Source organism: Archangium minus, from assembly GCF_044360475.1.
Taxonomy (GTDB): Bacteria; Myxococcota; Myxococcia; order Myxococcales; family Myxococcaceae; genus Archangium; species Archangium minus.
The window spans coordinates 9914893-9937637 of sequence record NZ_CP043494.1 but is presented as its reverse complement, the minus strand read 5'-3'; the positions used below and the strand labels follow the sequence as shown (position 1 = coordinate 9937637).

At 68.3% G+C, this 22745-nt stretch carries 18 protein-coding genes; 9 read left to right on the top strand and 9 right to left on the bottom strand.

The window, feature by feature from the left end:
• The first annotated feature begins 59 nt into the window (after positions 1-59).
• Together F0U60_RS40575 and F0U60_RS40570 are read left to right on the top strand one after the other, a co-directional pair.
• Positions 60-1169 (top strand): AAA family ATPase, encoded by a 1110-nt coding sequence (locus tag F0U60_RS40575; RefSeq protein ID WP_395807936.1) that lies wholly within the window; start codon positions 60-62, stop codon positions 1167-1169.
• Positions 1170-1253: 84 nt separating this feature from the next.
• Entirely contained in the window at positions 1254-2333 is a 1080-nt protein-coding gene (locus tag F0U60_RS40570) for a M24 family metallopeptidase (protein ID WP_395807934.1), read from the top strand.
• A 204-nt stretch (positions 2334-2537) separates the two neighbouring features.
• Here F0U60_RS40570 and galE read toward each other — a convergent pair whose 3' ends face one another.
• The 7 genes from galE to F0U60_RS40535 form a co-directional block, all read right to left on the bottom strand.
• Positions 2538-3509 carry a UDP-glucose 4-epimerase GalE gene (galE, locus tag F0U60_RS40565; protein ID WP_395807932.1) on the bottom strand — a complete coding sequence of 324 codons (972 nt, stop codon included), beginning with the start codon at positions 3507-3509 and terminating at the stop codon, positions 2538-2540.
• Positions 3436-5787, bottom strand: a complete 2352-nt coding sequence (locus F0U60_RS40560; protein ID WP_395807930.1) for a family 1 glycosylhydrolase — start codon at positions 5785-5787, stop codon at positions 3436-3438. The genes galE and F0U60_RS40560 overlap by 74 nt, the downstream gene beginning before the upstream one ends.
• Positions 5784-6917 carry a UDP-galactopyranose mutase gene (gene glf, locus F0U60_RS40555; RefSeq protein WP_395807928.1) on the bottom strand — a complete coding sequence of 378 codons (1134 nt, stop codon included), beginning with the start codon at positions 6915-6917 and terminating at the stop codon, positions 5784-5786. The genes F0U60_RS40560 and glf overlap by 4 nt, the downstream gene beginning before the upstream one ends.
• 40 nt (positions 6918-6957) lie before the next feature.
• Positions 6958-8154, bottom strand: coding sequence for a glycosyltransferase family 1 protein (locus F0U60_RS40550; protein ID WP_395807927.1), 1197 nt, complete (start codon positions 8152-8154; stop codon positions 6958-6960).
• Positions 8155-8283: 129 nt separating this feature from the next.
• Positions 8284-9414: a galactokinase gene (gene galK / locus F0U60_RS40545; RefSeq protein ID WP_395807925.1), complete on the bottom strand. Its 1131-nt coding sequence runs from the start codon at positions 9412-9414 to the stop codon at positions 8284-8286.
• A gap of 18 nt (positions 9415-9432) precedes the next feature.
• On the bottom strand, positions 9433-11391 hold the full coding sequence (locus tag F0U60_RS40540) for a glycoside hydrolase family 2 protein (RefSeq protein WP_395807923.1): 1959 nt from the start codon (positions 11389-11391) through the stop codon (positions 9433-9435).
• An 84-nt stretch (positions 11392-11475) separates the two neighbouring features.
• Positions 11476-12828: an MFS transporter gene (locus F0U60_RS40535; RefSeq protein ID WP_395807921.1), complete on the bottom strand. Its 1353-nt coding sequence runs from the start codon at positions 12826-12828 to the stop codon at positions 11476-11478.
• A gap of 287 nt (positions 12829-13115) precedes the next feature.
• On the opposite strand from F0U60_RS40535, the gene F0U60_RS40530 reads away from it, so the two are divergent.
• Positions 13116-14231 carry a UTP--glucose-1-phosphate uridylyltransferase gene (locus F0U60_RS40530; protein ID WP_395807919.1) on the top strand — a complete coding sequence of 372 codons (1116 nt, stop codon included), beginning with the start codon at positions 13116-13118 and terminating at the stop codon, positions 14229-14231.
• Between the two features lie 37 nt (positions 14232-14268).
• On the opposite strand, the gene F0U60_RS40525 is transcribed toward F0U60_RS40530, so the two are convergent.
• Entirely contained in the window at positions 14269-14997 is a 729-nt protein-coding gene (locus tag F0U60_RS40525) for an alpha/beta hydrolase (RefSeq protein WP_395807917.1), read from the bottom strand.
• 107 nt (positions 14998-15104) lie between these two features.
• On the opposite strand from F0U60_RS40525, the gene F0U60_RS40520 reads away from it, so the two are divergent.
• On the top strand, positions 15105-16130 hold the full coding sequence (locus F0U60_RS40520; RefSeq protein ID WP_395807915.1) for a cyanophycinase: 1026 nt from the start codon (positions 15105-15107) through the stop codon (positions 16128-16130).
• A 36-nt stretch (positions 16131-16166) separates the two neighbouring features.
• On the opposite strand, the gene F0U60_RS40515 is transcribed toward F0U60_RS40520, so the two are convergent.
• Positions 16167-16385 carry a hypothetical protein gene (locus F0U60_RS40515; protein ID WP_395807913.1) on the bottom strand — a complete coding sequence of 73 codons (219 nt, stop codon included), beginning with the start codon at positions 16383-16385 and terminating at the stop codon, positions 16167-16169.
• Between the two features lie 215 nt (positions 16386-16600).
• On the opposite strand from F0U60_RS40515, the gene F0U60_RS40510 reads away from it, so the two are divergent.
• From F0U60_RS40510 to F0U60_RS40490, 5 genes are all read left to right on the top strand, one after another.
• Complete coding sequence (locus F0U60_RS40510; protein ID WP_395807911.1) at positions 16601-17275, top strand: DUF2231 domain-containing protein; 675 nt, start codon at positions 16601-16603, stop codon at positions 17273-17275.
• A gap of 55 nt (positions 17276-17330) precedes the next feature.
• Positions 17331-17903 carry an alpha-ketoglutarate-dependent dioxygenase AlkB gene (locus tag F0U60_RS40505; protein ID WP_395807909.1) on the top strand — a complete coding sequence of 191 codons (573 nt, stop codon included), beginning with the start codon at positions 17331-17333 and terminating at the stop codon, positions 17901-17903.
• Between the two features lie 133 nt (positions 17904-18036).
• Entirely contained in the window at positions 18037-20694 is a 2658-nt protein-coding gene (gene cphA, locus F0U60_RS40500) for a cyanophycin synthetase (protein ID WP_395807907.1), read from the top strand.
• Positions 20695-20711: 17 nt separating this feature from the next.
• Positions 20712-21827 (top strand): amidohydrolase family protein, encoded by a 1116-nt coding sequence (locus tag F0U60_RS40495; protein ID WP_395807905.1) that lies wholly within the window; start codon positions 20712-20714, stop codon positions 21825-21827.
• A complete protein-coding gene (locus F0U60_RS40490) occupies positions 21824-22672 on the top strand; it encodes a cyanophycinase (protein WP_395807903.1) in 849 nt (282 codons plus the stop codon). The genes F0U60_RS40495 and F0U60_RS40490 overlap by 4 nt, the downstream gene beginning before the upstream one ends.
• Positions 22673-22745: the final 73 nt, after the last annotated feature.

Sequence of the window (22745 nt, the reverse complement as noted above, 5' to 3'; positions counted from 1 at the left end):
AGTGCACTTCGACTGTAGTGGATTCCGGTGAGGTGGCTCGCGGCGTAAGGTGCGGCGCCATGGCCATCACCCAGCTTGAAGTCGCCGGGTACCGCTCCGTGCGCAGTCTCGTGCTGCCCGTGGGTCCCCTCACCGTCATCGTGGGGCCCAATGGCAGTGGCAAGACGAACCTCTATCGCTCGCTCTTCCTCCTGTCCGCGGCGGCCGAGGGGCGGCTGGCGCAGGTGCTCGCGGAGGAGGGCGGTGTGCCGAGCGTGCTGTGGGCGGGCTCGCGCGAGAAGAAGCCTGTGCGCATGACCGTGGGCGTCACCCTGGATGACCTCGCCTACGAGCTGAGCATCGGTCCGGTGCCGCCGGCGGGTGGAAAGGACGAATTCTCCTCCAGCCTCTTCAACCTCGACCCGGAGGTGAAGGAGGAGCACCTCTGGTCCATCGAGGGCAAGCGGCGCGCGGTGCTCATGGAGCGCAAGAACCGCACGGCTTTCCTCCGGGACTCGGAAGGGAACCGGACCTCCTTCCCCGTGCAGCTCTGGGAGGGTGAGTCGGTGATGTCCCAGCTCGCCGAGCCGCACCGCTTCCCGCGCCTGTCCGAGCTGCAGCGCACGCTGCGGATGTGGCGCTTCTACCACCACTTCCGCACCGATCCGGAGGCGCCCCAGCGCTCGCCGCAGGTGGGTGTGCGCACTCCCGTACTGGCTCATGACGGGCGAGACCTGGCCGCCGCCCTCCAGACCATCATCGAAATCGGAGACGAGAAGGGGCTCGAGCGCGCCGTCTCGGATGCGTTTCCGGGCTCGCGGGTAGAGGTGCAGGCGCCGCAGGGGCGCTTCAGCCTGTTCCTCCACCAGCCAGGACTGCTGCGTCCTCTCGCCGCGCGTGAGTTATCGGACGGGACGCTGCGCTACCTCTGCCTCCTGGCGGCGCTGCTGAGCCCGAGACCTCCCGCGTTCCTCGCGCTCAACGAGCCTGAGACGAGCCTCCACCCAGATTTGTTGGCGCCGCTGGGAAGGCTCATCGTGGACGCCTCGCTGCACAGTCAAATCTGGGTCACGACCCATGCGGAGCCGCTGGCCCGGGTCATCGCGGAGCGCTCGGGGGTGGAGCCGGTGCGGCTGACAAAAGAACTCGGGGCAACAGTGGTGGAGGGAAATGAGGCGCCGGAGGAATAATTCCACTGTCCAGCCTCTCGCCTTGTGGCACTACTGCCCCGTGGTCATTTTCGCGACAACGATTGCCACCCCCCTGAGGCTGTCATGAACGAATTGACGACCAAGCTCGCCCTCGTGCGAGACAATATGAACGAGCACGGTCTGAGCGCCGTCCGCCTGCGTGGCGTGGACTGGTTCGCATGGATGACGTGCGGTGGTTCCAACGTGGTGATCCTCACGACGGAGGCGGGCGTCGCCGAGGTGCTCGTCACCACGGATGGTGCCTGGGTGCTCACGGACAACATCGAGGCGGCTCGCCTGGAGCAGGAGGAGCTGCCTCCAGGGCTGCAGGTGTGGGCGCATCCGTGGCAGGACAGTGCTCAGCGCGAGGCCTTCGTGGCCGCGCGTCGTGGGTCCGGCGCCGTCGCCTCGGACCGTCCCTCTGCGGGCGAGGTGCCGCTGCCCGAGCGCCTGACGCGTGCCCGCTGGTCGCTCCTTCCCGAGGAGCTCGAGCGGTACCGCGCGCTCGGGCGGGATGCGGCCGAGGCGATGACCGAGGTGCTGCTCGCCGCGAAGCCGGAATGGACGGGCTTCGAGCTGGCCGGCGCCGGGGCCGAGGCGCTCTGGGCGCGCGGCATCCATCCCACCCTGACCCTCGTCGGGGATGAGCGCCGCCTCCCCGTGCACCGGCATGCCACGGCGTCGAAGGAGCGGCTCGGCGGACGGGCGATGCTCGTCTTCTGTGGTCGCAGGCACGGCCTCTTCGCCAACCTCACCCGCTTCGTCTATTTCCGGCCGCCCTCGGCCGAGGAGCGCCGGCTCGCGGCCGACGTGGCTCGCGTGGAGGCCGCCGCGTTCGAGGTGTGCCGCCCGGGTGTCACGCTCGGCCAGGTGTACTCCACGCTCGTCCAGGCCTACGCCACGGCGGGGCATCCGGGAGGCGAGGCGTTCCACCACCAGGGGGGCTCGTGCGGCTACCTGTCCCGCGACGTGGTGGCGCGCCCTGGCTCGACGGTGGCGCTCGAGCTCTACAACGCGATGGCGTGGAACCCCTCCCTGCCTGGCTCGAAGATCGAGGACACCGTGGTGGTGTCTCCGGACGGCCTGGAGATCCTTACAGTGGATCCGCGCTGGCCCACGGTGCAGGTGGCGGGGCGCGCGAGGCCAGACCTCCTCGTGCGGTAGTGGAGTGTCCACGATGCCTTGAACGGAATCTCGAGGCTCCGTGGATGTCCCCTCTCCCTCTGGGAGAGGGCTAGGGTGAGGGTATCGGGTGCAACCGGGTTGAACTCCCTGTCCACACCGGGGGCCATGGGTTGAAGAACGGGCTCGGTTACCCTCACCCCCCGCCCTCTCCCAGAGGGAGAGGGAGTATGCGCAAAGCTTCCGCTAGCGCTTGCGCTGCATCCAGCGCCAGGCGGACTCCACGATGGTGTCGAGCTTCTGCTGCGTAGGCCGCCAGCCAAGCTCACGCACGATGCGCGCGGAACTGGCGATGAGCACCGCTGGATCCCCGGCCCGCCGTGGTCCCTTGCTCACGGGAATGTCCCTTCCCGTGACGCGGCGGGCGCAGTCGATGACCTGCTTCACGCTGTAGCCCTCACCGCCGCAGCCCAGGTTGTAGATGGAGCTCGGGTGTCCCTTGGCCAGCGCGTGCAGCGCGAGGATGTGCGCCTGCGCCAGGTCCACCACGTGGATGTAGTCGCGCACGCACGTGCCATCCGGGGTGGGGTAGTCATCGCCGAAGACGGTGACCTCGGGCCGCTGGCCGGCCGCCGCCTGGAGAATGATCGGGATGAGGTGCGTCTCGGGATCATGGCGCTCGCCGCTGCGCTCGGTGGCGCCCGCTGCGTTGAAGTAGCGCAGGCTCACGAAGCGCAGCCCATGGGCCGAGTCGTACCAGCGCAACGCCCGCTCGAAGGCGAGCTTCGTCTCGCCGTACGGATTGGTCGGTTGGGTGGGATCTGTCTCCTCGATGGGCTGCTTGGCCGGCTCGCCGTAGACGGCTGCGGTGGAGGAGAAGACGAGGTACTTCACCTCCGCCCCGAGCATGGCATCCAGCAGGCTGAGCCCCCCGAGGACGTTGTTGCGGTAGTACTTCGCCGGCACCTTCACCGACTCACCCACCAGCGAGTCGGCCGCCATGTGCACCACGGCCTCGACCTTGTGGTGGGCGAGCGTTTCGCGCAGCAGCGCGGTGTCGAGCAGGTCTCCCTTCACGAAGGCGGCGCCCTCCACCACCGCCTCCCGGTGACCTTTGTAGAGGCTGTCGTAGACGACGACCTCGTCACCCCCCCGCAGCAACTCCTCCGTCACCACGCTCCCGATGTAGCCCGCACCGCCCGTCACCATGACCTTCATCGACAGTCCCTCCACACTCCGCGCAGACCGCCCGGCCCCCGCCGGCTGCCCGTCGCGCGGGCTTGATTTCATTCTCCTCGAGGTAACGCTCGAGGGCTTTGGTGAGCGGGGGCATGAGTTGGGCGCGCTCGCTCGACAGGGCACTATAGCGAGGCCTCGGTGCCGACCACCCAAATGATTCCAGGGGACGGCCATCCACCCGCCGCGGGTTGAGCCCCATCAGGGAGGCAGCCTGGCGCGCGAGCTCCGCCCACGTCACCTCGCCAGCGTTGGTGAGGTGCCAGACGCCGCTCGCCTCGTCGAGGAGGAGATCCAAGCAGGTGTGCACCAGGTCTGGCACGTACGTGGGGGAGACGACCACGTCATCCGCCGCCGCGAACCGATCTCCGTTCGCGAGTGTCCCGAGCGCGAGGGTGACGAAGTTGTGGCGATCCCACGGGCCGAAGAAGGCTCCTGTACGCACCACGAGTGCCTCGGGCATCCGCTCCAGCACTCGGCGCTCGGCTTCCACCTTGCTGCGACCGTACTGGTTGAGCGGCTGGACTGGGCAGCTCTCCAGGTAGGCCGAGCTGCGTTCTCCTCCGAAGACGAGGTCCGAGGAGAAGGTCACCAGCCGCACGCCCCGCGCACCGCAGGCGGTGGCGAGCACCTCCGGACCGAGGGTGTTCTCCCGGAAGCACCTGGCGGCATTCATCTCGGCATCATCCACGCGCACGTAGCCCGCGGCGTTGATGATGGCCCAGGGTTGGAACCGCTCGAGCGCGCGCTCCACCGACTCCAGCGAGGCGATGTCCATCTCCTGGCGTGACAGGAGCTGGAAGGCGATCCCCCGATTCCTGCACAGCCGGGCGAAGGCCCGTCCCAGCGTTCCCGTCGCACCCGAGATCAGGACGGGCCGGGGAGACTCGGACCCCGCGCGCCGAGCGGGCACATACGTCACGTAGGGCGCCGGGCTGTCTCCATGGAGGCTGGCGGCGAAGTTGGCTTCCGGCCGCGCTGTCCTCCGCCACCAGCCTGGCGAGGCGAGGACCGGGTGCTCGAAGTCCCCGCGGGTGGCTAGCGCATGCGTCATGCGAGCCAGCGCGGTGGGACGAGGGCGCGGCGCGCGTATGTCGAAGACTCCGGGCTCGTAGAAGCCGCGGTCGGCTGTCACCAGCGTGTTCCAGTCGTAGGCCCCCAGCAAGCTCCACACCGTGAGGGCGCGCACGTCCACGCCCTCCGCGCGCAGCGAGCAGGCCGCCTCCCACGCCTCCGCCAGCCAGCGCAGTTGGTCCTCCCGCGTGCAGCCCAGGTGCACCTCGGTGAGGGCCACGGGCAGCCGGTAGCGCTCCCACGCCCAGGCGAGCACGTCCCGGTGGCCGGAGATGGCGTCCTTCCACACTCCGGCCACATGCACGTCCGCGTAGGCGTCGCGATGGTTGCCGCCGTGGGACCAGGCCGGGTAGTGCTCCATCCGCTCGTCGAGCAGCCGGTCACTGGTGATGTAGTAGTTGAGCCCCACCACGTCCGGAGGCATCGGGTTGTCGAGGAACCACCCGAGCTCCTTCTCGCAGACGCCCCAATGCTGGAGGTGGTGCCAGAGGGGATGGTTGCGATCGATGCGCCCGCAGAGCAGATCCAGGCTCAACCAGCGCCGGTGGTTCTCGAACTCCGCCTGGTAGGCCAGGTGCGGGGTGCTGTACGTGCGCCCCATGTCCTCTGTCTGGATGAGGCGCGCTCCGGGCGTCACCTCGCGGATGGCGCGCATGGCTTCCACGATGGCACGGCACTGCACCACCATCGTGCGCGCGAAGGTGGTGTAGTCCTTGCCGTGTGGATACCAGTGGCCGTACAGCCCGCTGAAGCGCCCGGTGGTCAGCGGCTCGTTCACCGGAGTGTAGTCCTCCACCCACGGGTAGCGCTCGGCCACGGCCCGAGCGTACTTCGCGAGTTCGAAGGGGAAGGCCGGGTCCACCAGGCTGGTGTGTCGCGGTCCGCTGCCGTGGTGGACGAGCCCGACGATGGGCCGCACTCCCAACTGGCGCAGACGTTTCAGCCGCACGTCCGGCCAGGTCCAGTCCGCTCGCTTGGGCCCGAGCGGGGCAATGTGCTCCCACAGCACCGGATAACGCAGCGCCTGAATGCCAAGCGCCGCGATGAGATCCAGATCCTCGATGCGCTCCCAGTGGCCGCTGCGCCTCATCTGGTCGAAGTACTGGTCACCCACCCGGTTGACCGTGCCTTCGATGCCACCCCATACCTCGGGGAGCCCACCGGGTCTCTCGGAGGTCGCGCTCACGCGTGTCCCTCCACCTGCATGTTGAGCAGTTCCCGGCGGCGCATGCCGATGATCTTCGTGCAGAGGGTGAGCGCCTGCGCCACCACCTGGTCCATGTTGTAGTACTTGTACGTGGCCAGCCGGCCCACGAAGTGCACACCCGGCGTGTCCTTCGCGAGTTGCTCGTACTTGCGGTACAGCTCGGCGTTCTCCGGACGGGGCACCGGGTAGTACGGATCTCCCTCGGCGGTGGGGTACTCGTAGACGATGCTCGTCTTCGGATGCTCCTGGCCGGTGAGGTACTTGAACTCGGTGCAGCGGGTGTACGGGTACTCGTTGGGGAAGTTCACCACCGGCGCTGCCTGGAAGCGCTCCGTGCTGTGCGTCTCGTGGCGGAACCTCAGCGAGCGGTAGGGCAGCTTGCCGTAGCAATAGTCAAAGTACTCGTCGACCGGGCCCGTGAAGATCATCTCCCGGTAGGGGATGATGTTCTTCACCTCGTGGTAGTCCGTGTTCAGCAGCACCTTGATGTTGGGATGGTCGAGCATCCGCTCGAACATCCGGGTGTACCCGTGCAGCGGCATCACCTGGTACTTGTCGCTGAAGTAGCGGTCATCGCGGTTGGAGCGCACCGGGATGCGGGCGATGACGGTGGAGTCCAGCTCGCTTGGATCCAGGCCCCACTGCTTGCGCGTGTAGTTGCGGAAGAACTTCTCGTACAGCTCCTTGCCCACCTTGGTGATGATGACGTCCTCGGAGGTGCGGATCGTCTCGCGCTTCTCCGCGAGCTTCTGCAGGAACTCCTCCACCTGGAAGGCCGTGAGGTTGAGGCCGAAGTACTGGTTGATGGTGGTGAGGTTGATGGGGATGGGCATGAGTTGCCCGTCCACGCTTGCCAACACCCGGTGCTGGTAAGGGCGCCACTCCGTGAAGCGGCTGAGATAGTCGAAGACGTCCTGCGAGTTGGTGTGGAAGATGTGCGGGCCGTACTTGTGCACGAGCAGCCCGTCATCGTTGTAGTGGTCGTAGGCATTGCCGCCGATGTGCGGCCGCTTCTCCACGATGATGACGCGCTTGCCGTACACCGTAGCGAGCCGCTCGGCCATCACGCTGCCAGCGAAGCCCGCCCCTACGATCATATAGTCAAACATGGGTCTTCCTCGCTCAGGGCGCCCGTTCGCGCCGGTTGTCTCAGATGGTGGCCATGTCCACGGGGGTTGCCGCGCTCTCAGGTCGCTCCCCCACCTCGCGCCGCATCGAGGCCGCGTCGAGCAGGGCCTTCATCCCGGACCAGGTGTTGTCCCAGGACATCTCCGCCAGGTACTCGTCCACTCGGGGCAGCCAGGCGGCGCGGTCCTCGGCCAGGGCCGCTTCGCAGGCGCGCACGAAGTCCTCTGGCGTGTCCGCGATGCGCACCAGGCCCAGCTCGCCGTACGGGCGCACCACGTCGCGGATGGACGTGGACACCACGGGCTTGCCAGCCGCGAGGTACTCGGGCGTCTTGGTGGGCGAGATGAAACGTGTCGACTCGTTGCGCGCGAACGGCAGCAGCGCCACGTCCCAGCTCGCGAGGTAGGCCGGCAGCTCGGTGTAGAGCTTGCCCCCGAGGAAGTGGAGGTTGGGCCGACGCGGCAGGGCCGCCGGGTCGATCTTCACCACCGGACCGATGATGACGAGCTGCCAGTCAGGGCGGGCTTCGGCCACCGCCTCGAGCAGCGCGAGGTCCATCCGTTCGTCCACCACGCCGAAGAAGCCGAGCCGGGGATGGGGAATGGACGCCTGGTCCGGGGGCTCCCGGAGCGTGCCGCGCGCGGTGGCGAAGTGCGCCACATCCACGCTGCTGGGGAAGGCGTGCACGCTGTGATGCCGGTCCCGCTTGGCCTCATAGAGGCTCTGGCCACCGGTGAAGACCACGTGCGCGCGCTGGAGCAACTCAATCTCGTAGCGCAGCAACGCGGGAGGCGCGCCCCGGAAGGCGGACAGCTCATCCATGCAGTCGTAGGCGACGGCCCGAGGCTGGAGGTGGCGCGTGAAGGGCAGCGCCATCGGCGTGTAGTACCAGCTCACGTAGTGGCGTACGGCGTGCTCGAGCAGGAGCTCGTCGAGCATCTCCTGTTGCAGGGCTACGAGCCGCTCCGCATCGAGACCCTCGGGCAGGTGGGGCACCGCCACCCAGACGCCCTCGGGAGAGCGGGTGACGTGCAGCCGCGGCCGGCTGTTCTGCCCAAAGATGGGCTCCTCGTAGAAGAAGACCCGGCGCTCACGCGCGAAGCGGCTGAGCAGGTGCTGGGGACGCTGGAAGACGAAGTTCCAGCGCAGGTGCGAGAGGCACACCAGATCCGGCAGCTGATGGGTTCCCACCACGTTGTTGTTCGACTGTATCGTCATTTACCCGCCTCCATCTCCGTACACGCCCTGGAGTACGGAATGAGGGTGGGCACCTCTCGCGGTCACTCCTACTGACCTGGGGTACAGCTACCCCTATCGCTCGCTCAGCCGTTCGTCCCTCCCCGTGGATCAGGTCGAGGGAGTGGTCTGCGGAACGAGGACAGTGGCTTTGGGGGCCGCGCGCTCGCCGTAGCGGGTGGCGATGCGGCGCGCCGCGTCCGCGCTTTTTCCCGACCGAGCGAGCATCACCACGGAGCCGCCGAAGCCGCCGCCGGTCAGCCGCGCGCCGAGGACGTCGGGCTCTTCACGGGCGAGGTCCACCAGGAGATCGATCTCCGGGACGGACACTTCATAGTCGTCTCGCTGTGAGGCGTGCGAGGCGTAGAGCAGAGGTCCCAGCGCGGCCAGGTCTCCCGCGCGCAGCGCCCGCACGGTGTCCAGCACGCGCGCGTTCTCGGTGAGGACATGGCGCACGCGCCGGCCGAGCGGCTCGGGCAGGGCGAGCGCGCGGGGCAGCTCCGCGTCGGGCAGGTCGCGCAGTTGTTCGACACCGAGCAGCTTCGCAGCGCGCTCACACTCGGCACGGCGCACCCGGTAGTCGCCTCCTGCGTGGCTGTGGGTCACGCCCGAGTTGATGACGATGGGTTCCACCTGCGTGGGCAGTGGCACGCGCTCATACTGGAGGCTGCGGGTGTCCAGGAAGAGCGCCGCGCCCCCCTGCGCGAGGCTGGAGGCCATCTGGTCCATCACGCCTACGGGCGCGCCGACGAAGTCGCACTCCACCTTCTGGCCCAGCAGCGCGATGCGCACGTCATCCAGCTTCAACCCGAAGCACTCCCGCAGGCCACGCAGGAGTGCCACCTCGAGGGCGGCGCTCGAGGACAGTCCACTGCCGAGTGGGACGTCCGAGCGCAGCCACAGGTCGAAGCCTCCGAGCGCATGGCCCTCATCGCGCAGCACGCGGGTGACGCCCTGCACGTAGTCGAGCCAGCCCTTGCCTGCCTTCTCCTGGCCGAGCTCATACGTGTCCACCTTCCCGGCGGCGCCGAGGTTGGCGCTGAAGGCGCGCACCTGGCGATCCTCGCGCGGGGCCAGCACCACCTCGGTCTGCTGCGGGATGGCCATGGGCAGCACGAAGCCACCGTTGTAGTCGGTGTGCTCGCCAATGAGATTCACCCGCCCGGGTGCCCGGGCCCGTACCTTCGGTGGCCGGCCGAAGAGCGCTTCGAAATGGGGGGCTTCATCCTGGGGGCCTCGCATGGCCGCTCCTCTCGTGGCTCAGGCCCCCGCGGTCTCGGGCTCGCCCGTTTCCGTCGTGGGGCGGGGCCGTCCGGAGGGGGCGGGGGGCATGGGAATGTCGCTGAAGAAGCGCGGGCCACGCGTGGCCTCCGCCATCCGCTCCAGGGGGAACTTGGGCGTGCGGTCCGAGTAGAGCAGCCCGTTCGCCTCCTGGTACGTGTCGGCGAACTGCGTGTAACAGAAGCCCGCGAACAGCGCGAGCGAGCGCACCACCTCGAGCAGCGCGGTGTAGCGGCGCTCTAACTCCTCGGGGCCCTTGCATTGGGAGTAGCCCCACTCCCGCTGGTCTCCCCGCGCCATCGAGATGCCACCGAACTCGGAGAGCACGATGGGATGATCGGCATGCGGGTGCTCGGCGAGGACGATCACTCGCCCGCCGGGCCGCTCACGCTGGAACAGGTGCGGGCGTACCTCGTGCGAGTGGTAGCGCTGGGCGATCTTCGCAGGGTCCGAGTCGTAGTCGTGGATGCCGATGATGTCGGTGGCCACGCTCTCCCAACCATCGTTGCCGATGACCGGGCGCACGGGATCCAATGTGCGGGTGAGGTGGAAGAGCGCCTGCACGTAGTGCCGCTCGGCGGCGTTGTCGGGCAGGTTGGGCACGCCCCAGGACTCGTTGAGCGGGACCCACGCCACAATGCACGGGTGGCTGTAGTCGCGTGCGAGCACCTCCAGCCACTCGCGCGTGAGCCGCTCGACGGACTGGCGGGTGAAGCGGTAGGCGCTGGGCATCTCCTCCCAGACGATCAGCCCCAGCCGGTCCGCCCAATAGAGGTAGCGCGGGTCTTCGATCTTCTGGTGCTTGCGCACGCCGTTGAAGCCCATGGCGCGGGCGAGCTCCACGTCACGTCGGAGTGCAGCGTCATCCGGTGCGGTGATGCCGGTGCCATCCCAGTAGCCCTGATCGAGCACCAGCCGTAGCGGGTAGGGGCGCCCGTTGAGCACGAAGCGGTCACCCTGCACCGAGACGGAGCGCAGCGCCGTGTAGCTGTCCACCGCGTCGAACAACTGGCCGTCAGCGCCGCGCAGCTCAATCCGGGCATTGATGAGCGTGGGCGAGGAGGGGCTCCACAGCAGCTCGTTGCGGAAGTCGTCGATGCCCGGATCCGAAAGGGCGATGCGGCGGTACACCTCTCCCAGCACCACCGTGTACGAGTCCTGCGCGAGCAGCGTGTCTCCCACGCTCAGCCGCACGTCCAACCGCAGCCCCTCGGGCCGAGTCCCCTCGATGTGCACCTCGAGCCCCAGCTCCCAGCGCGCGAGGTTGGGTGTCCAGCGCAGGCTCTCAATGCGGGTGACAGGAACACGCTCAAGCCACACCGTCTGCCAGATGCCGGTGGTGCGCGGGTACCAGATGGAGTGGGGCTCCAGTTGCCAATCCTGCTTGCCTCGCGGTTTGGCGAGATCGGCCGGGTCGTCCTCCGCGCGCACGACAATCTCTTGAGGGCCGTCGCGGTGGAGCAGGTCCGTGATGTCGACCTTGAAGGGCGCATAGCCGCCCTCGTGGTGGGCGCAGCGCGAGCCGTTGACCCAGACGGTGGCCGCGTGGTCCACCGCTCCGAAGTGCAGCACCAGTCGCTCCTGCGGACTCAGCGTGGGGGGCTCGAAGGTGCGGCGGTACCAGCACGCGCGATAGAAACCGGTGTCGCCCACGCCGCTACGCTCCGTCTCCGGAGCGAAGGGCACGCGGATATGGGCGTTCCAGCTCACCTCAGCCGGGACTGACCAACGCCCGAGCGGATCCAGCGCGAAGTCCCAGCGGCCATTGAGCGGGCACCAGGCCGCACGCCTCAGCTGCGGACGTGGATAGCCACGGACCTCGGTGACCTCGTCTTTCCTCGCGCCTGTCCAGGGCGAGGGAGCCGGGGTGGCCTCCGGTACAGTGGCCCCCGGTACAGCGGAAGTGTTTGCCGCACGCGTCGAGTCCTGGCTACCCATGCGGCAAGAGTAGGCACCCCGCGCGAGTGCGGAATGAGGGGGCTTCTTTCGCCCGGTCGCGGAGCGGCCCAGCGGATGCGGCCGTTAAGGTGCGGGCGGCGGTGGGAGCGGTGAGACGGCTGGGGCGAGAGCCGCCGGTTCGGGGAGGGCTTCCGTGCGGTCGGCTCGGCGTGGGTGGCGCATCGGGCGTGGTCCTCGTGATGCAATCGCCCCCGAGGGTTGGGGCCGTATTGCCGGCTCGATGAGCTGGCGCGAGAGCAGCGCGGCGAAGCCCCGGGCGAGCGCCGAGACGAGGAAGGTGAGCTGCAGGGCCGTGCACGCGTACCCGAGCAGCAGGTGGCTGGGTGGAAAGAGCCGCATCAGCATTCCCCCCGCTGCCGAGGCGAGGGCAAAGGCCGCACCGCCCGTCATGGCGAAGGCCGCGTGGTAGAAGGGCCGCTCTCGCGCGGGGGACACTCCCAGGGACAGGGCGAAGTTCGCCAGTCCATGGCCGCTGAGCAGCACGCCTCCGAGGAGCGCCTCGAGCGCGATGGGCCACCAGCGGTCTGGTCCCGCCAGGACCCACAGCACGGGGCTGAGCACCAGGCCGGAGACGCAGGCCCTCAGCACCCAGCGTGCGCCGAGCCGATCGATGAGCTTGCCCCACAGCGGTGCGCTCAGCATGCGCGCGATGGAGGCGGCGGAGCCCTGGAGGGCCACGAGCGTGAAGCCCAGCTTCAGGTCCTGGAGGAGATAGAGGGAGAAGAAGGGGCCCGCGAGTCCGAGGGCCGCGTTCCACGTCATGCCATACGCGAGGAGCCGGCGCGCCGCACCATCGCGCAGCGGTTGGAGCACGCGAGCGGCCTGGAAGGGGCTCGCCACGCGATGGCGGACCGGGTCGTGTTTGAGCGCCATGAGGGCGGTGCTCAACGCGCCCAACACGCACGCGGTGAAGGCGAGCGCGGCGAGCGCCGGGCCCGTGTACTCCGAGGCGCGGGCTCCATCCAGGAAGGTGCCGGTGGTGAACGTGGCGAGTGCCCCGGCAAGGGTGCTGATGGCGGTCCGCCGTCCGAAGTACCGCCCGCGCACGCGCGTGGGCACCAGGTCCCCCATCCAGGTGACCCATGCGTTGTTACAGAGGATGCCCAGTCCGTGATGCGCCACGGCCACGGTGAAGAGCACTCCGCGCTTCACCTCGATGGGGAGTGGCAGGAAGGGCAGCGCGACAAGGGGCAGGAACGCCTGGCGCGAGAACAACACGGTGAGCAGTGCCACCCGGCGAGCTCCGAACCGCGAGGTGAGCCATGCGCCGGGTAGCTGCATGAGCTGGGCGAGGAACGGCAGCGCGCCCAGGAGTCCCACCCAGAAGGGGCCGCAGCCCAGGTACAGCGCCCAGCCGGTGAGGATGGCTCCTCCGGCACAGGCCATCACGCCCTCGGCCACCACGCCTTCCGCCACGGAGGCCCGGAGCGAGCGGCGCAGTCTTCTCGGGGGCTCTCTCTTGAACGGAGGTGGGACGGCACTCGCGGGCAAGGGCCTGCGGCGGAGCGGAGCTCGGGCGAGGATGTTCACGGGAGGATGGGGGGAGACGGCGGCGGATGCTGTCAGCGGGAGCTGGAGGCTTCAACTCGCGCCCTGACGCCGCTTGGATGGTTGACCGCCCACCAGCCCGGCGCGTCTCGTCCTGGAGGACAATGCGTCCCGGGGAGGCAGGGCTGAACCTTGTGCCCGTGACCTGCCAACCGATGGATACGGATCTCGATAATCCTCAATTCGCGCGTGACGGCTTCGACGTCTCGAGCTTTCGCGAACTGCTCGCCCGCTATCATCGCGGTGAGCTGGTCGAAGCTCCTCCGCTCGCCGGTTCCCTTCAGCCACTTCAGGAGGGTGACATCCGAGCGCTCCCTGCTGAGGGGACTCCCGAGTACGAGCAGTACCGGGTTCGTGGCGAGGAGGCGTTCCGCCAGGGCCAGGTGGCCGCCCTCGTGGTGGCGGGTGGTGCCGGCACGCGCTTTGGTGGTGGCGTGAAGGGGCTCGTGCCCGTGGTGGGGGATCGCACCTTCCTCGACTTCAAGATCGCGGAGGCGCGCCGGCTGGGCGAGCGCTTCGGGCGCCCGGTGCCCGTGGCGGTGATGACGTCCTTCCTCACTCACGACGAGATCGACGCGCACCTGTCGCAACGAGGTCAGAAGGAGGGCGTGTTCCTCTTCCGTCAGCGGATGCTTCCGCGGCTCACACCGAAGGGGGAGTTGTTCCAGGGGGCGGACGGCAAGCTCTCGTTTGCTCCCTCTGGGCATGGGGACGTCTTCCGCGCCTTGCGCGAGAGCGGCGTCGGGGCGGAGCTGCGCAATCGCGGCGTGCGCTGCGTGTACTTCTCCAATGTGGACAACCTGGCAGCGACGCTCGACCCGGTGGTCATCGGCATGCACCTGACGCAGGGCAAGGCCATGACGGTGGAGGTGACGCCACGGAAGAACCCCAGCGGGGCGCTCGATGCGGGTGCGGCACCGGTGCGGCTGAAGGGTCAGCTCCAGCTCGTCGAGAAGGTGGACCCGACCCAGCATGCGTTCATTTCGACCAACAACATCACCTTCGACCTGGAAGCCATCCTCGACAAGGAGATTCCCATTCCCTATCGGGTGGTCTCCAAGAAGGTGGAGGACCAGCCCGTGCTCCAGCTCGAGCAGGTGACGGCGGAGGCCAGCAGCCTCACCCGTCCGGATGGTCAGCCGCTCCTCCCCGTTGCTTTCATCGAGGTGAGCCGGACGGATCCGGTGACCAGTCGGTTTGAGCCGGTGAAGGCGCCTGATGACCTTCCGCGCGTAGCGAAGCGACTCCGACAGCGCCTCGTGTCTTCCTGAGCATGCTCCCTCTCCCTCTGGGAGAGGGGACTTCACGTCAGTGGACTGCTCCCTCCAGCCACCAACGCACTGCCTCGCGCGTCATCTCCTCGGGCACTACGTGCGGGCCCTTGAACTCCACATAGTGCACGTCCTGGCCCGCGCGCTCGAATACCTGCACCAGCCGGCGGCTGCATCGGTCGATGGGAAGCACCCGGTCATCCGTCCCGTGGCTCATGAAGATGCGCGGCGTGCCCTGCCGCCTAGGCGGTACGGCGAAGCCTGGCGAGAAGGCGATGATGTGCCGGAACAGGTCCCCGTTGCCGATTCCCAGTGAGAGCGCGTACGACGCTCCGTCGGAGAAGCCTCCAATCGCCACTCGCGCGGGGTCCACCGCGTACTGCTCGAAGACGTGCGCGAGCGCCTGATCGATGAACTGCACGTCCGGCCCGTAATCGTCCACGATGACGTCCCACGTGGGGCCTCGGGAGCCCGGTGCCAGGAGGATCGCGTTCGCCTCATCGGCAAGGGCCAGGAGCAGCTCCAGTCCATGTTGGGCTGAGCCTCCTGCTCCATGAAGCATCACGGCGAGCGGTGCAGGCTGGTCCGGTCGGTAGGCAGGGGGCACGTAGATGATCCCATCATGCCCAAGGCTCAAGCCCAGGGGGTGCAGACCCAGAGCTCCTTGGGTCCGAGGGGTCCCCGGCCGAGCACGCAGATGTCCCTGCCGGGCGGAACGCCAGGCCGCGTCCCGCTGTCCCGCTTCCACCTTTTCCCTACTCGTCATGGGCTCCGCCTTCCCGTAGGCCACACGCAGGTGAGTCCTTGGCCCGTCACCCTGTTCAATCAAGGAGGCGAGACCAATCCTTCCTGGAGAGGGAGAGCGCGAACCGCATGGCACGAGCGACGAGGACGAAGCGAGGTGGCAACAACGGGCATCGTGGCAAGGCCCGACGCGAGAGTTCGGCCCAGAGCCGGACCCAGACGGAGCGGCCGAGCGATGGTTCCCTCCTCCCTCCGGCGCGCACCCTGGCGCCCTCCGAGACGCGACGGCCGGTCGCCGGGCGGCTCATCATCATTGGGGGGCACGAGGAGAAGGAGAAGGGGAGCGATCGTCTTATCCTGCGCGAGGTGACCCAATGCACGAAGGGCGGACGCGTCATCATCTGCACGGTAGCGAGCAGCGTGCCCGGGGAGCTCTGGGAGGATTACAGGCGTACCTTCCAGGAACTGGGGTGCAAGGACGTTGTCCACCTGAGCATCGAACAGCGCGCGGACCTGCTGCTGGAACCACCGCTGGAGCTGCTCGAGGGGGCTGACGTCTTCTTCTTCACCGGCGGCGCACAGTTGAAGATCACCACGCGCTTCGCGGGCACCCGGCTGTGCAGCGCGGTCGAGGAGTTCTACCGTCGGGGCGGCACGGTGGTGGGCACGTCGGCCGGTGCGGCCGTCATGGCCGATACGATGCTCGTGTCCGGTGTCAGCGGGGAGACTCACAAGATTGGAGAGACGCTGCAGATGGCCCCGGGGCTCGGGTTCATCCGGGACGTCATCATTGACCAGCACTTTGCCGAGCGCGGGCGCATCGGCCGGCTCTTGGGCGCAGTGGCCCAGAATCCGCGCTTCATCGGCCTGGGAATTGACGAGAACACAGCGATCATCGTTGAGCGGGAGGAGTCCTTCACCGTCGTGGGCTCGGGAGCCGTCTACGTCGCCGACGCCGAGGACGTGACCTACACCAACGTGGCGGAGGAGGAGCGTGAACGAACCCTCTCGCTCTTCAACGTCCGGCTGCATGTCTTGAGTCAGGGCGACAGCTTCGACCTCCGGACCCGTCGTCCGTCACACGAGTTCGCCAGGATGATGGAGCAGCGGCTCGACAAGTCCTCGCACCACTCGGGCGACGAAGTCCGGCACTGAGGTGGCCCGGAGCGCCGGGCCACCCCTCGTATGCGCTCAATCTGGCGGCTCCAGGTAGTTCCCCTCGTCGTCCTTGATGGTGTCCATCGCGCAGCCCTCGATTTGATCCTCGGGCCCCGCGTTGGCCTTACCTCCGGGGGAGGAGGGGATCGCGTCCGCACTGGCCGAACGATCCTCTTCCGACCGGACGCCTTCGAGACGCTCCTCGGGACCGGGTGGGGCCGCGGAGCCTCGTTCCTTCGCCGGCTCTTTCATGGTGTGGACCTCCGTGCTCGAGCTCTCTCTCGAATCTGCCCACGGGAAATTCGTTACGCCCGATGCTTTACATCGCGATGCAGCCCGAGCAGGGGAACGAGCCCCAGGCAGGCGGCTCGGGAGGAAGCGGGGAGTAGTGGGGATGCCTACCCTCCAGGCATCACGGGGGCAGGTGCGGCCGTGCCGCGGGCCCTCGCAGCCATGGGGGAACGTTCATGAAGAAGATGCTGCTTCACGAGTTGCACCCGTCCGTCGTCCACGCTCCGCTGGCCCTGTTGCCCACTGCGACGGTGGCCGACTTCATCGCCGTCGCGAGTGGGGACAAGGCCTGGGCGAAGGTGGGCCGGCGGCTGTGGGTGGCCGGTACGGTGAGTGCCCTCTTCTCGGGACTGGCTGGACTGGCCTCTTCCCAAGAGGTTCGGCTGGAGGAGCCCCGCGCTCGGGACATGGTGTTCCTCCACGGTCTGGGCAATGCCGTCATTACGCTCGGAGCGGTGGGCGTGACGCTGTGGCGGCTGAGCCGTCCACCCTCGCTCGGTCAGAGCATTATTGGGCTGATCGCCAACTCCATGGCGCTGTACACGGCGACGCTCGGCGGCAAGATGGTCTACGAGCTGGGCGTGGGCATCAACCCGATGCCGGCGGACGCCTCGACGGGCACGTTGAAGGGACCGCCGCTGCTGTCGCGCGAGGCGCCGGCGGCGCTCGTGCGCGATGGGCTTCAGGGCATCCGCTGGCTGTTCGGCCGCGCGAGGAGCCTCTTGTCGGGGGCTCATCCCCTGCACTCCGGCGCCAAGGGGTTTGGCCGGGGCTACGAGGGACCCACGATTCCGGACGAGGCCGTGGTGCCGGACTCCACCGAGCCCATCCCTGACGCGCCGCGGCTCTGACCGGTCGCGGCCGGAACCGCTTGCGGCCACGGAGCCCGCTTCTCAACTTCCCCAGGTGGTCGAGCTTCCAGAAGGACTGAGCTATCTGCCTGGCTTCCTCTCCGAGGAGGAGGAGCGGGCCTTGGTGGACGAGCTCACTCGGCTCGACTACCGGGAGATCCACATGCACGGGGTGGTGGCCCGGCGCACTGTGGTGCACTACGGCTGGGACTATGGCTATGAGTCCTGGCGTCTCACGCCCGCGCCACCCTTGCCCCGCTTCCTCGAGCCGGTGAGGGCGCGCTGTGCCGCCGCTGTGGGGCTTGAACCCGAGGCGCTCGAGGAAGTGCTCGTCTCGCGCTACCCACCCGGAGCGAGCATCGGCTGGCACCGGGATGCGCCCATGTTCGGCCCCCGTGTGATTGGCATCTCGCTGCTCGGCGCGGCGCGGATGCGCTTCCGGCGTAAGGTGGGCGACACCTTCCAGACCGCCGTGCTCGAGCTCGCGCCGCGCTCTCTCTACGTGCTAGCGGGAGCGTCGCGCTCGGAGTGGCAGCACACCCTCTCGCCCGTGAAGACGCTGCGTTATTCGCTGAGCTTCCGGACCGTGAAGCATTCCCCGGGCCGCGTGGCTCCGTTGCTCGGATAACGACAGACACGTCGACGCTCGGGGCTCATTGAACCCGAGGACAAGTGCCGGCCGGGAAGGGCAGGAATACCTCTAAAAGCAGTCAGATGGCCATACGGCTCGTCTGGAATCATCTCGATCCGGAATTCATCCCATGACCTCCCACGGCGTGACGGTCCGCAGGGTTCAGGCCCTTCGGGGTCCCAATCTCCATGCCTACAAGCCCGTGCTGCGCATCGAACTGGACATCGGTCCCTTCGAGACGCGGCCGAGCAGCTCCTTCCCAGGTTTCGTCGAACGGCTGACGTCCTGGATCCCCGGGCTCCATACGCACGAGTGCAGCGTGGGCAGACCTGGCGGTTTCGTGGAGCGGCTGCGGCGCGGCACGTACCTGGCCCACATCTGCGAGCACGTCACGCTCGCGCTTCAGAACGAGATGGGCTTCGACGTGGGCTATGGCCGCGCACGAGGGACGGGCGAGACCGGGGTGTACACGGTGGTGATCGCCTATGAGGAGGAGGAGCCCGCGCGCGAGGCCTTCAAGACGGCGCTGGAGCTGACGCTTGCCGCCATGCTCGACGAGCCCTACGACGCGGCCGCCGCCATCGAGCGCCTGCGAGAGATCGCCGACGAGTACCGGCTTGGCCCGAGCACCCGCGCCATCGTCGATGCGGCGCGTCGCCGGAAGATCCCCGTGCGCCGGCTGACCCCTACCGGCAGCCTGGTGCAGCTCGGCTATGGCATCCACCAGAAGCGGATCCTCGCTTCGCAGACGTCCGACACATCCGCCCTGGCCGTGGAGATCTGCCAGGAGAAGCCGCTCACCAACCGGGTGCTGCGCAACGTGGGTATCTCCGTGCCCGAGGGCCGCACGGTGCGCTCGGCGGATGAGGCTTGGGAGGTAGCCGAGGAGCTGGGGCTGCCCGTCATCCTCAAGCCGGAGGCGGGCAACCAGGGCAAGGGCGTGATGGTCAACCTCCGCTCGGAGGCCGAGGTGCGTGCGGCCTACGAGGTCGCCAGTCAGTATCGCGGCGACGTGCTCGTGGAGCGGCACATCGAGGGAGACGACTTTCGCCTCTTGGTCGTCAACGGGAAGATGGTGGCCGCGGCGCGGCGAGAGCCCGCGCAGGTCATCGGGGACGGCCGGCACACGGTGACTCAGCTGGTCGAGGTGGCCAACCAGGATCCGCGTCGGCGGCCGGGGCACAGCAGCTCCCTCACGCGCATCCGGTTGGATGAGGCCGCTCGGGTGGTGCTCGGGCAGCAGGGCCTCACTGTGGACTCGGTCCCGGCGGCGGGCCAGGTCGTCAAGCTGCGGCAGAACTGCAACCTGTCCACCGGCGGCACCGCCACGGACGTGACGGACGAGGTGCACCCGAGCAACGCGCGCATGGCCGAGCTGGCCGCGCAGGTGCTCAACCTGGACATCGCTGGCATCGATCTGCTCTGCAAGGACATCCGGCGACCGGTGGGGGAGCAGGGTGGAGCCATCGTCGAGGTGAATGCGGCGCCAGGGTTGCGCATGCACCTGCAGCCGACGAACGGCCAGCCGCGTGACGTGGGCGTGCCCATCGTGGAGGCGCTCTATCCGCCAGGGGCGACCTCGCGCATCCCCATCATCGCCATCACGGGTACCAACGGGAAGACGACGGTCACCCGGCTGGTGGCGCACATGTTCGAGACGGCGCGCCAGTGCGTGGGCATGACGAGCACCGACGGGACGTACATCCGCGGCGAGCGCATCCTCGAGGGCGACTGCTCGGGGCCGAAGAGTGCCCTGGCCGTGCTCCTGCACCCGCGCGTAGAGGTGGCGGTGCTGGAGGTGGCGCGCGGCGGCATCCTGCGCGAGGGGCTCGGCTTCGACTGGTGCAGCGTGGGCGTCGTCACCAACGTCAGCTCGGACCACCTGGGCCTCGGTGGCGTCAACACGTTGGAGCAGTTGGCGCGGGTGAAGCAGGTCGTCGTCGAGTCGGTGGCGGCTGACGGCGCGGCGGTGCTCAACGCGGATGATCCCCTGGTGGCGGAGATGGCCGCCGCCTGCCATGGCAAGGTCGTCTACTTCGCGCGCAGTCCGGACAACGCCATCCTCCAGGCTCACCTGGCCCAGGGCGGGAGCGGCGTGTTCGTCGAGGACGATGCCATCATCACGGCCCAGGGAAGCCGTCGTCAGCGATTGGTGGAGTTGGATCGCGTCACCTTCACCGCTGGAGGTGCCATCCGCTTCCAGCTCGAGAACGCGCTCGCGGCCACCGCGGCGGCCTGGGCACAGGGGCTCAACCCTGCCCTCATCGTGCGGGCGCTGACCACGTTCCGTTCGGATCACCGCATGACGCCGGGGCGCTTCAACGTGCTGGGGTTGGCGGGGCGGCAGGTCATCCTGGACTACGGGCATAACGTCGGGGCCATGCGCGCCCTCGCCGAGGCACTGCCTCGCGATGGCCAACGCCGCACGATCATGGTGATGGGCCTGCCCGGAGACCGCCGCGACGAGGACATCCTGGCCACCACCCAGGCGTCGCTCCCCATCGTGGATGAGTACGTGCTCCATGACTTGAAGGATCGCCGCGGGCGCGCGGAGCTGGAGGTTCCGCAGTTGATGCGCAGCTGCCTGGCTCCGGACACGCCGCACCACTTCGCTGCGGACCAGCGCGAGGGCATCCTCCTCGGCTTCCAGCTCTCCCGGCCCGGGGACCGGCTGGTCATCATCGCGGACCTCGTGGAGGAGGCGCTGGCGGTGCTCGAGGCGCTCGCCGACATGGAGGTGGGTGAGGAGGGCGCGTGCGAGGCTCCGGTGTCGCGGAGCTTTGAGTAGGCGGAGCGAGGGGTCCGATGCTCACCCTCATCCGCAACGGGGTCCTCCATACGCCGGTACCGATAGACGCCCGGTCCGTGCTGCTGGTCGGTGACCGCGTGGCCCGGCTGGGGGCGGTGGAGGAGGCCGCGTTGGCCGCGCTCGGGTTGCCCTTCGAGGTCGTCGATGCGCGAGGGGGTCTTGTCATCCCTGGCTTCGTGGATCCCCACCAGCACCTCATCGGGGCTGGTGGAGAGAAGGGCTTCGCCAGTCGCATGCCCGAGGTATCCCTGGAGCAGCTGCTGCTCGCGGGCATCACCACCGTGGTGGGGTGCCTGGGCACGGATGGCTCCACGCGACACCTGGGCGCGTTGCTGGGCAAGGTGCAGCAATTGGTGGCGCAGGGGGTGAGTGCCTTTCTCTATACGGGTGGCTTTCACCTTCCACCCCTCACGCTCACCGGCTCCGTGACGGATGACCTGGTCTTCATCGACCGCGTGCTCGGTGTGGGCGAGCTGGCCATCTCCGATGTCCGATCGAGTCACCCCACGTTGGATGAGCTGGCGCGGCTGGTGTCCGCGGCGATGGTGGGCGGGCGGACCGCGGGCAAGGCGGGCGTCACCCACTTCCACGCGGGGCCGGGTCGCACCTTGCTCAAGCCCCTGCACGAGCTGCTCGACAGGTATGAGGTGGTGCCCGAGTGCCTCTACGTCACTCACGCCAACCGCACCGACGCGCTGATGGAGGACGCCATCGCCCTGTCTCGCCGGGGCGCTTTCGTGGACGTGGACACGGTGGACCCCGGAGCGGGCCGGTGGATCCGCTACTACCTGGAGCACGGAGGCGTACCCGAGCGGCTCACCGTGTCCTCGGATGCTCACACGGCGGGCGCCGAGCCGGCGAGGCTGCACCAGGAATTCGTCGCCGCCGTGCGCGAGCACGGGCTCCCGTTCGAGCAGGTACTACCTTTCTTCACGGCCAATCCGGCCACGGCGCTGAAGCTGCGCGGAAAGGGGCGGCTCGCACCGGAGTTGGATGCCGATGTGGTGGTGTTGGATGGGCGCTCGCTTGAGGTCGTCCACGTCTTCGCGCGGGGACGGCAGCGAGTGCGGGATGGGCGGCTGCTCGAGGGGAGGCAAGGAGACGAGGCATGAAAAGGCAGCCGGGGGATCTGCTGATCATCGGGGGCAGCGAGGACAAGGAATCCGACGAGGAGCAGGCCATCCTGCGGCAGGCGGCGAAGAAGGCGATCTCGGAGGATGGCGGGCACATCGTCCTGCTGACCGTGGCCACCATGGAGCCCGAGCAGACCGCGGAGACCTACCGCAGAGCCTTCGGCCGGCTGGGTGTGCGCCGCATGGAGGTGCTCGACATCCGCAACCGCGAGCAGGCCTATGACCCGGCGAACGTAGAGAAGCTCTCGGGTGCCTCGGTGCTGTTCTTCTCGGGTGGCGACCAGCTGCGCATCACCAGCCAGATGGGAGGCTCTCCGCTGCTCGAGCGCATCTTCGCGCTGCACCAGGAGGGGGTGGCCATCGTCGGCACCTCGGCGGGCGCGGCGGCCATGTCCGGGACGATGCTCATCGGTGGTCCCGGAAGTGCCACCACCAACGGGAGCAATCCCTGCCTCTCTTCCCTGGCCATGGCACCGGGGCTCGGGCTGCTCAAGGGCGTCATCGTGGACTCGCACTTCTCCGAGCGGGGCCGCTTCGCGCGGTTGATGGGCGCCGTCGCGCAGAATCCCCACAACCTGGGCATCGGCCTCGACGAGGACACCGCCGTTCTCGTGAGGAACAACGACGAGGAGTTCACAGTCCTGGGCTCGGGCGGTGTCTATGTCATCGATGGACTGGGCATCCGCTTCACCAGCCTCTCGGACATGCACACCCAGGGAATCCTCACCGTCCACGACGCGCGCGTCCATGTGCTTGCGCGCAACGATCGCTTCAGCCTGAAGGGGCGCCGTCCCCTTCCTCCCTTGTCTCCTGCTACCCCGTAAGCCGCGCGCCTCCTCGCGCCTCGAAAGGCATGGCTCGTCCGTCACGCTGTTCGGCTGACGGCCACGGAAGGGG

Excerpts from the sequence above, each read along its gene's own strand:
- F0U60_RS40575 (WP_395807936.1), top strand. The coding sequence starts at position 60 with ATGGCCATCACCCAGCTTGAAGTCGCCGGGTACCGCTCCGTGCGCAGT.
- F0U60_RS40570 (WP_395807934.1), top strand. The coding sequence starts at position 1,254 with ATGAACGAATTGACGACCAAGCTCGCCCTCGTGCGAGACAATATGAAC.
- galE (WP_395807932.1), bottom strand. The coding sequence starts at position 3,509 with ATGAAGGTCATGGTGACGGGCGGTGCGGGCTACATCGGGAGCGTGGTG.
- glf (WP_395807928.1), bottom strand. The coding sequence starts at position 6,917 with ATGTTTGACTATATGATCGTAGGGGCGGGCTTCGCTGGCAGCGTGATG.
- F0U60_RS40550 (WP_395807927.1), bottom strand. The coding sequence starts at position 8,154 with ATGACGATACAGTCGAACAACAACGTGGTGGGAACCCATCAGCTGCCG.
- galK (WP_395807925.1), bottom strand. The coding sequence starts at position 9,414 with ATGCGAGGCCCCCAGGATGAAGCCCCCCATTTCGAAGCGCTCTTCGGC.
- F0U60_RS40540 (WP_395807923.1), bottom strand. The coding sequence starts at position 11,391 with ATGGGTAGCCAGGACTCGACGCGTGCGGCAAACACTTCCGCTGTACCG.
- F0U60_RS40530 (WP_395807919.1), top strand. The coding sequence starts at position 13,116 with ATGGATACGGATCTCGATAATCCTCAATTCGCGCGTGACGGCTTCGAC.
- F0U60_RS40525 (WP_395807917.1), bottom strand. The coding sequence starts at position 14,997 with ATGACGAGTAGGGAAAAGGTGGAAGCGGGACAGCGGGACGCGGCCTGG.
- F0U60_RS40520 (WP_395807915.1), top strand. The coding sequence starts at position 15,105 with ATGGCACGAGCGACGAGGACGAAGCGAGGTGGCAACAACGGGCATCGT.
- F0U60_RS40515 (WP_395807913.1), bottom strand. The coding sequence starts at position 16,385 with ATGAAAGAGCCGGCGAAGGAACGAGGCTCCGCGGCCCCACCCGGTCCC.
- F0U60_RS40510 (WP_395807911.1), top strand. The coding sequence starts at position 16,601 with ATGAAGAAGATGCTGCTTCACGAGTTGCACCCGTCCGTCGTCCACGCT.
- cphA (WP_395807907.1), top strand. The coding sequence starts at position 18,037 with ATGACCTCCCACGGCGTGACGGTCCGCAGGGTTCAGGCCCTTCGGGGT.
- F0U60_RS40495 (WP_395807905.1), top strand. The coding sequence starts at position 20,712 with ATGCTCACCCTCATCCGCAACGGGGTCCTCCATACGCCGGTACCGATA.
- F0U60_RS40490 (WP_395807903.1), top strand. The coding sequence starts at position 21,824 with ATGAAAAGGCAGCCGGGGGATCTGCTGATCATCGGGGGCAGCGAGGAC.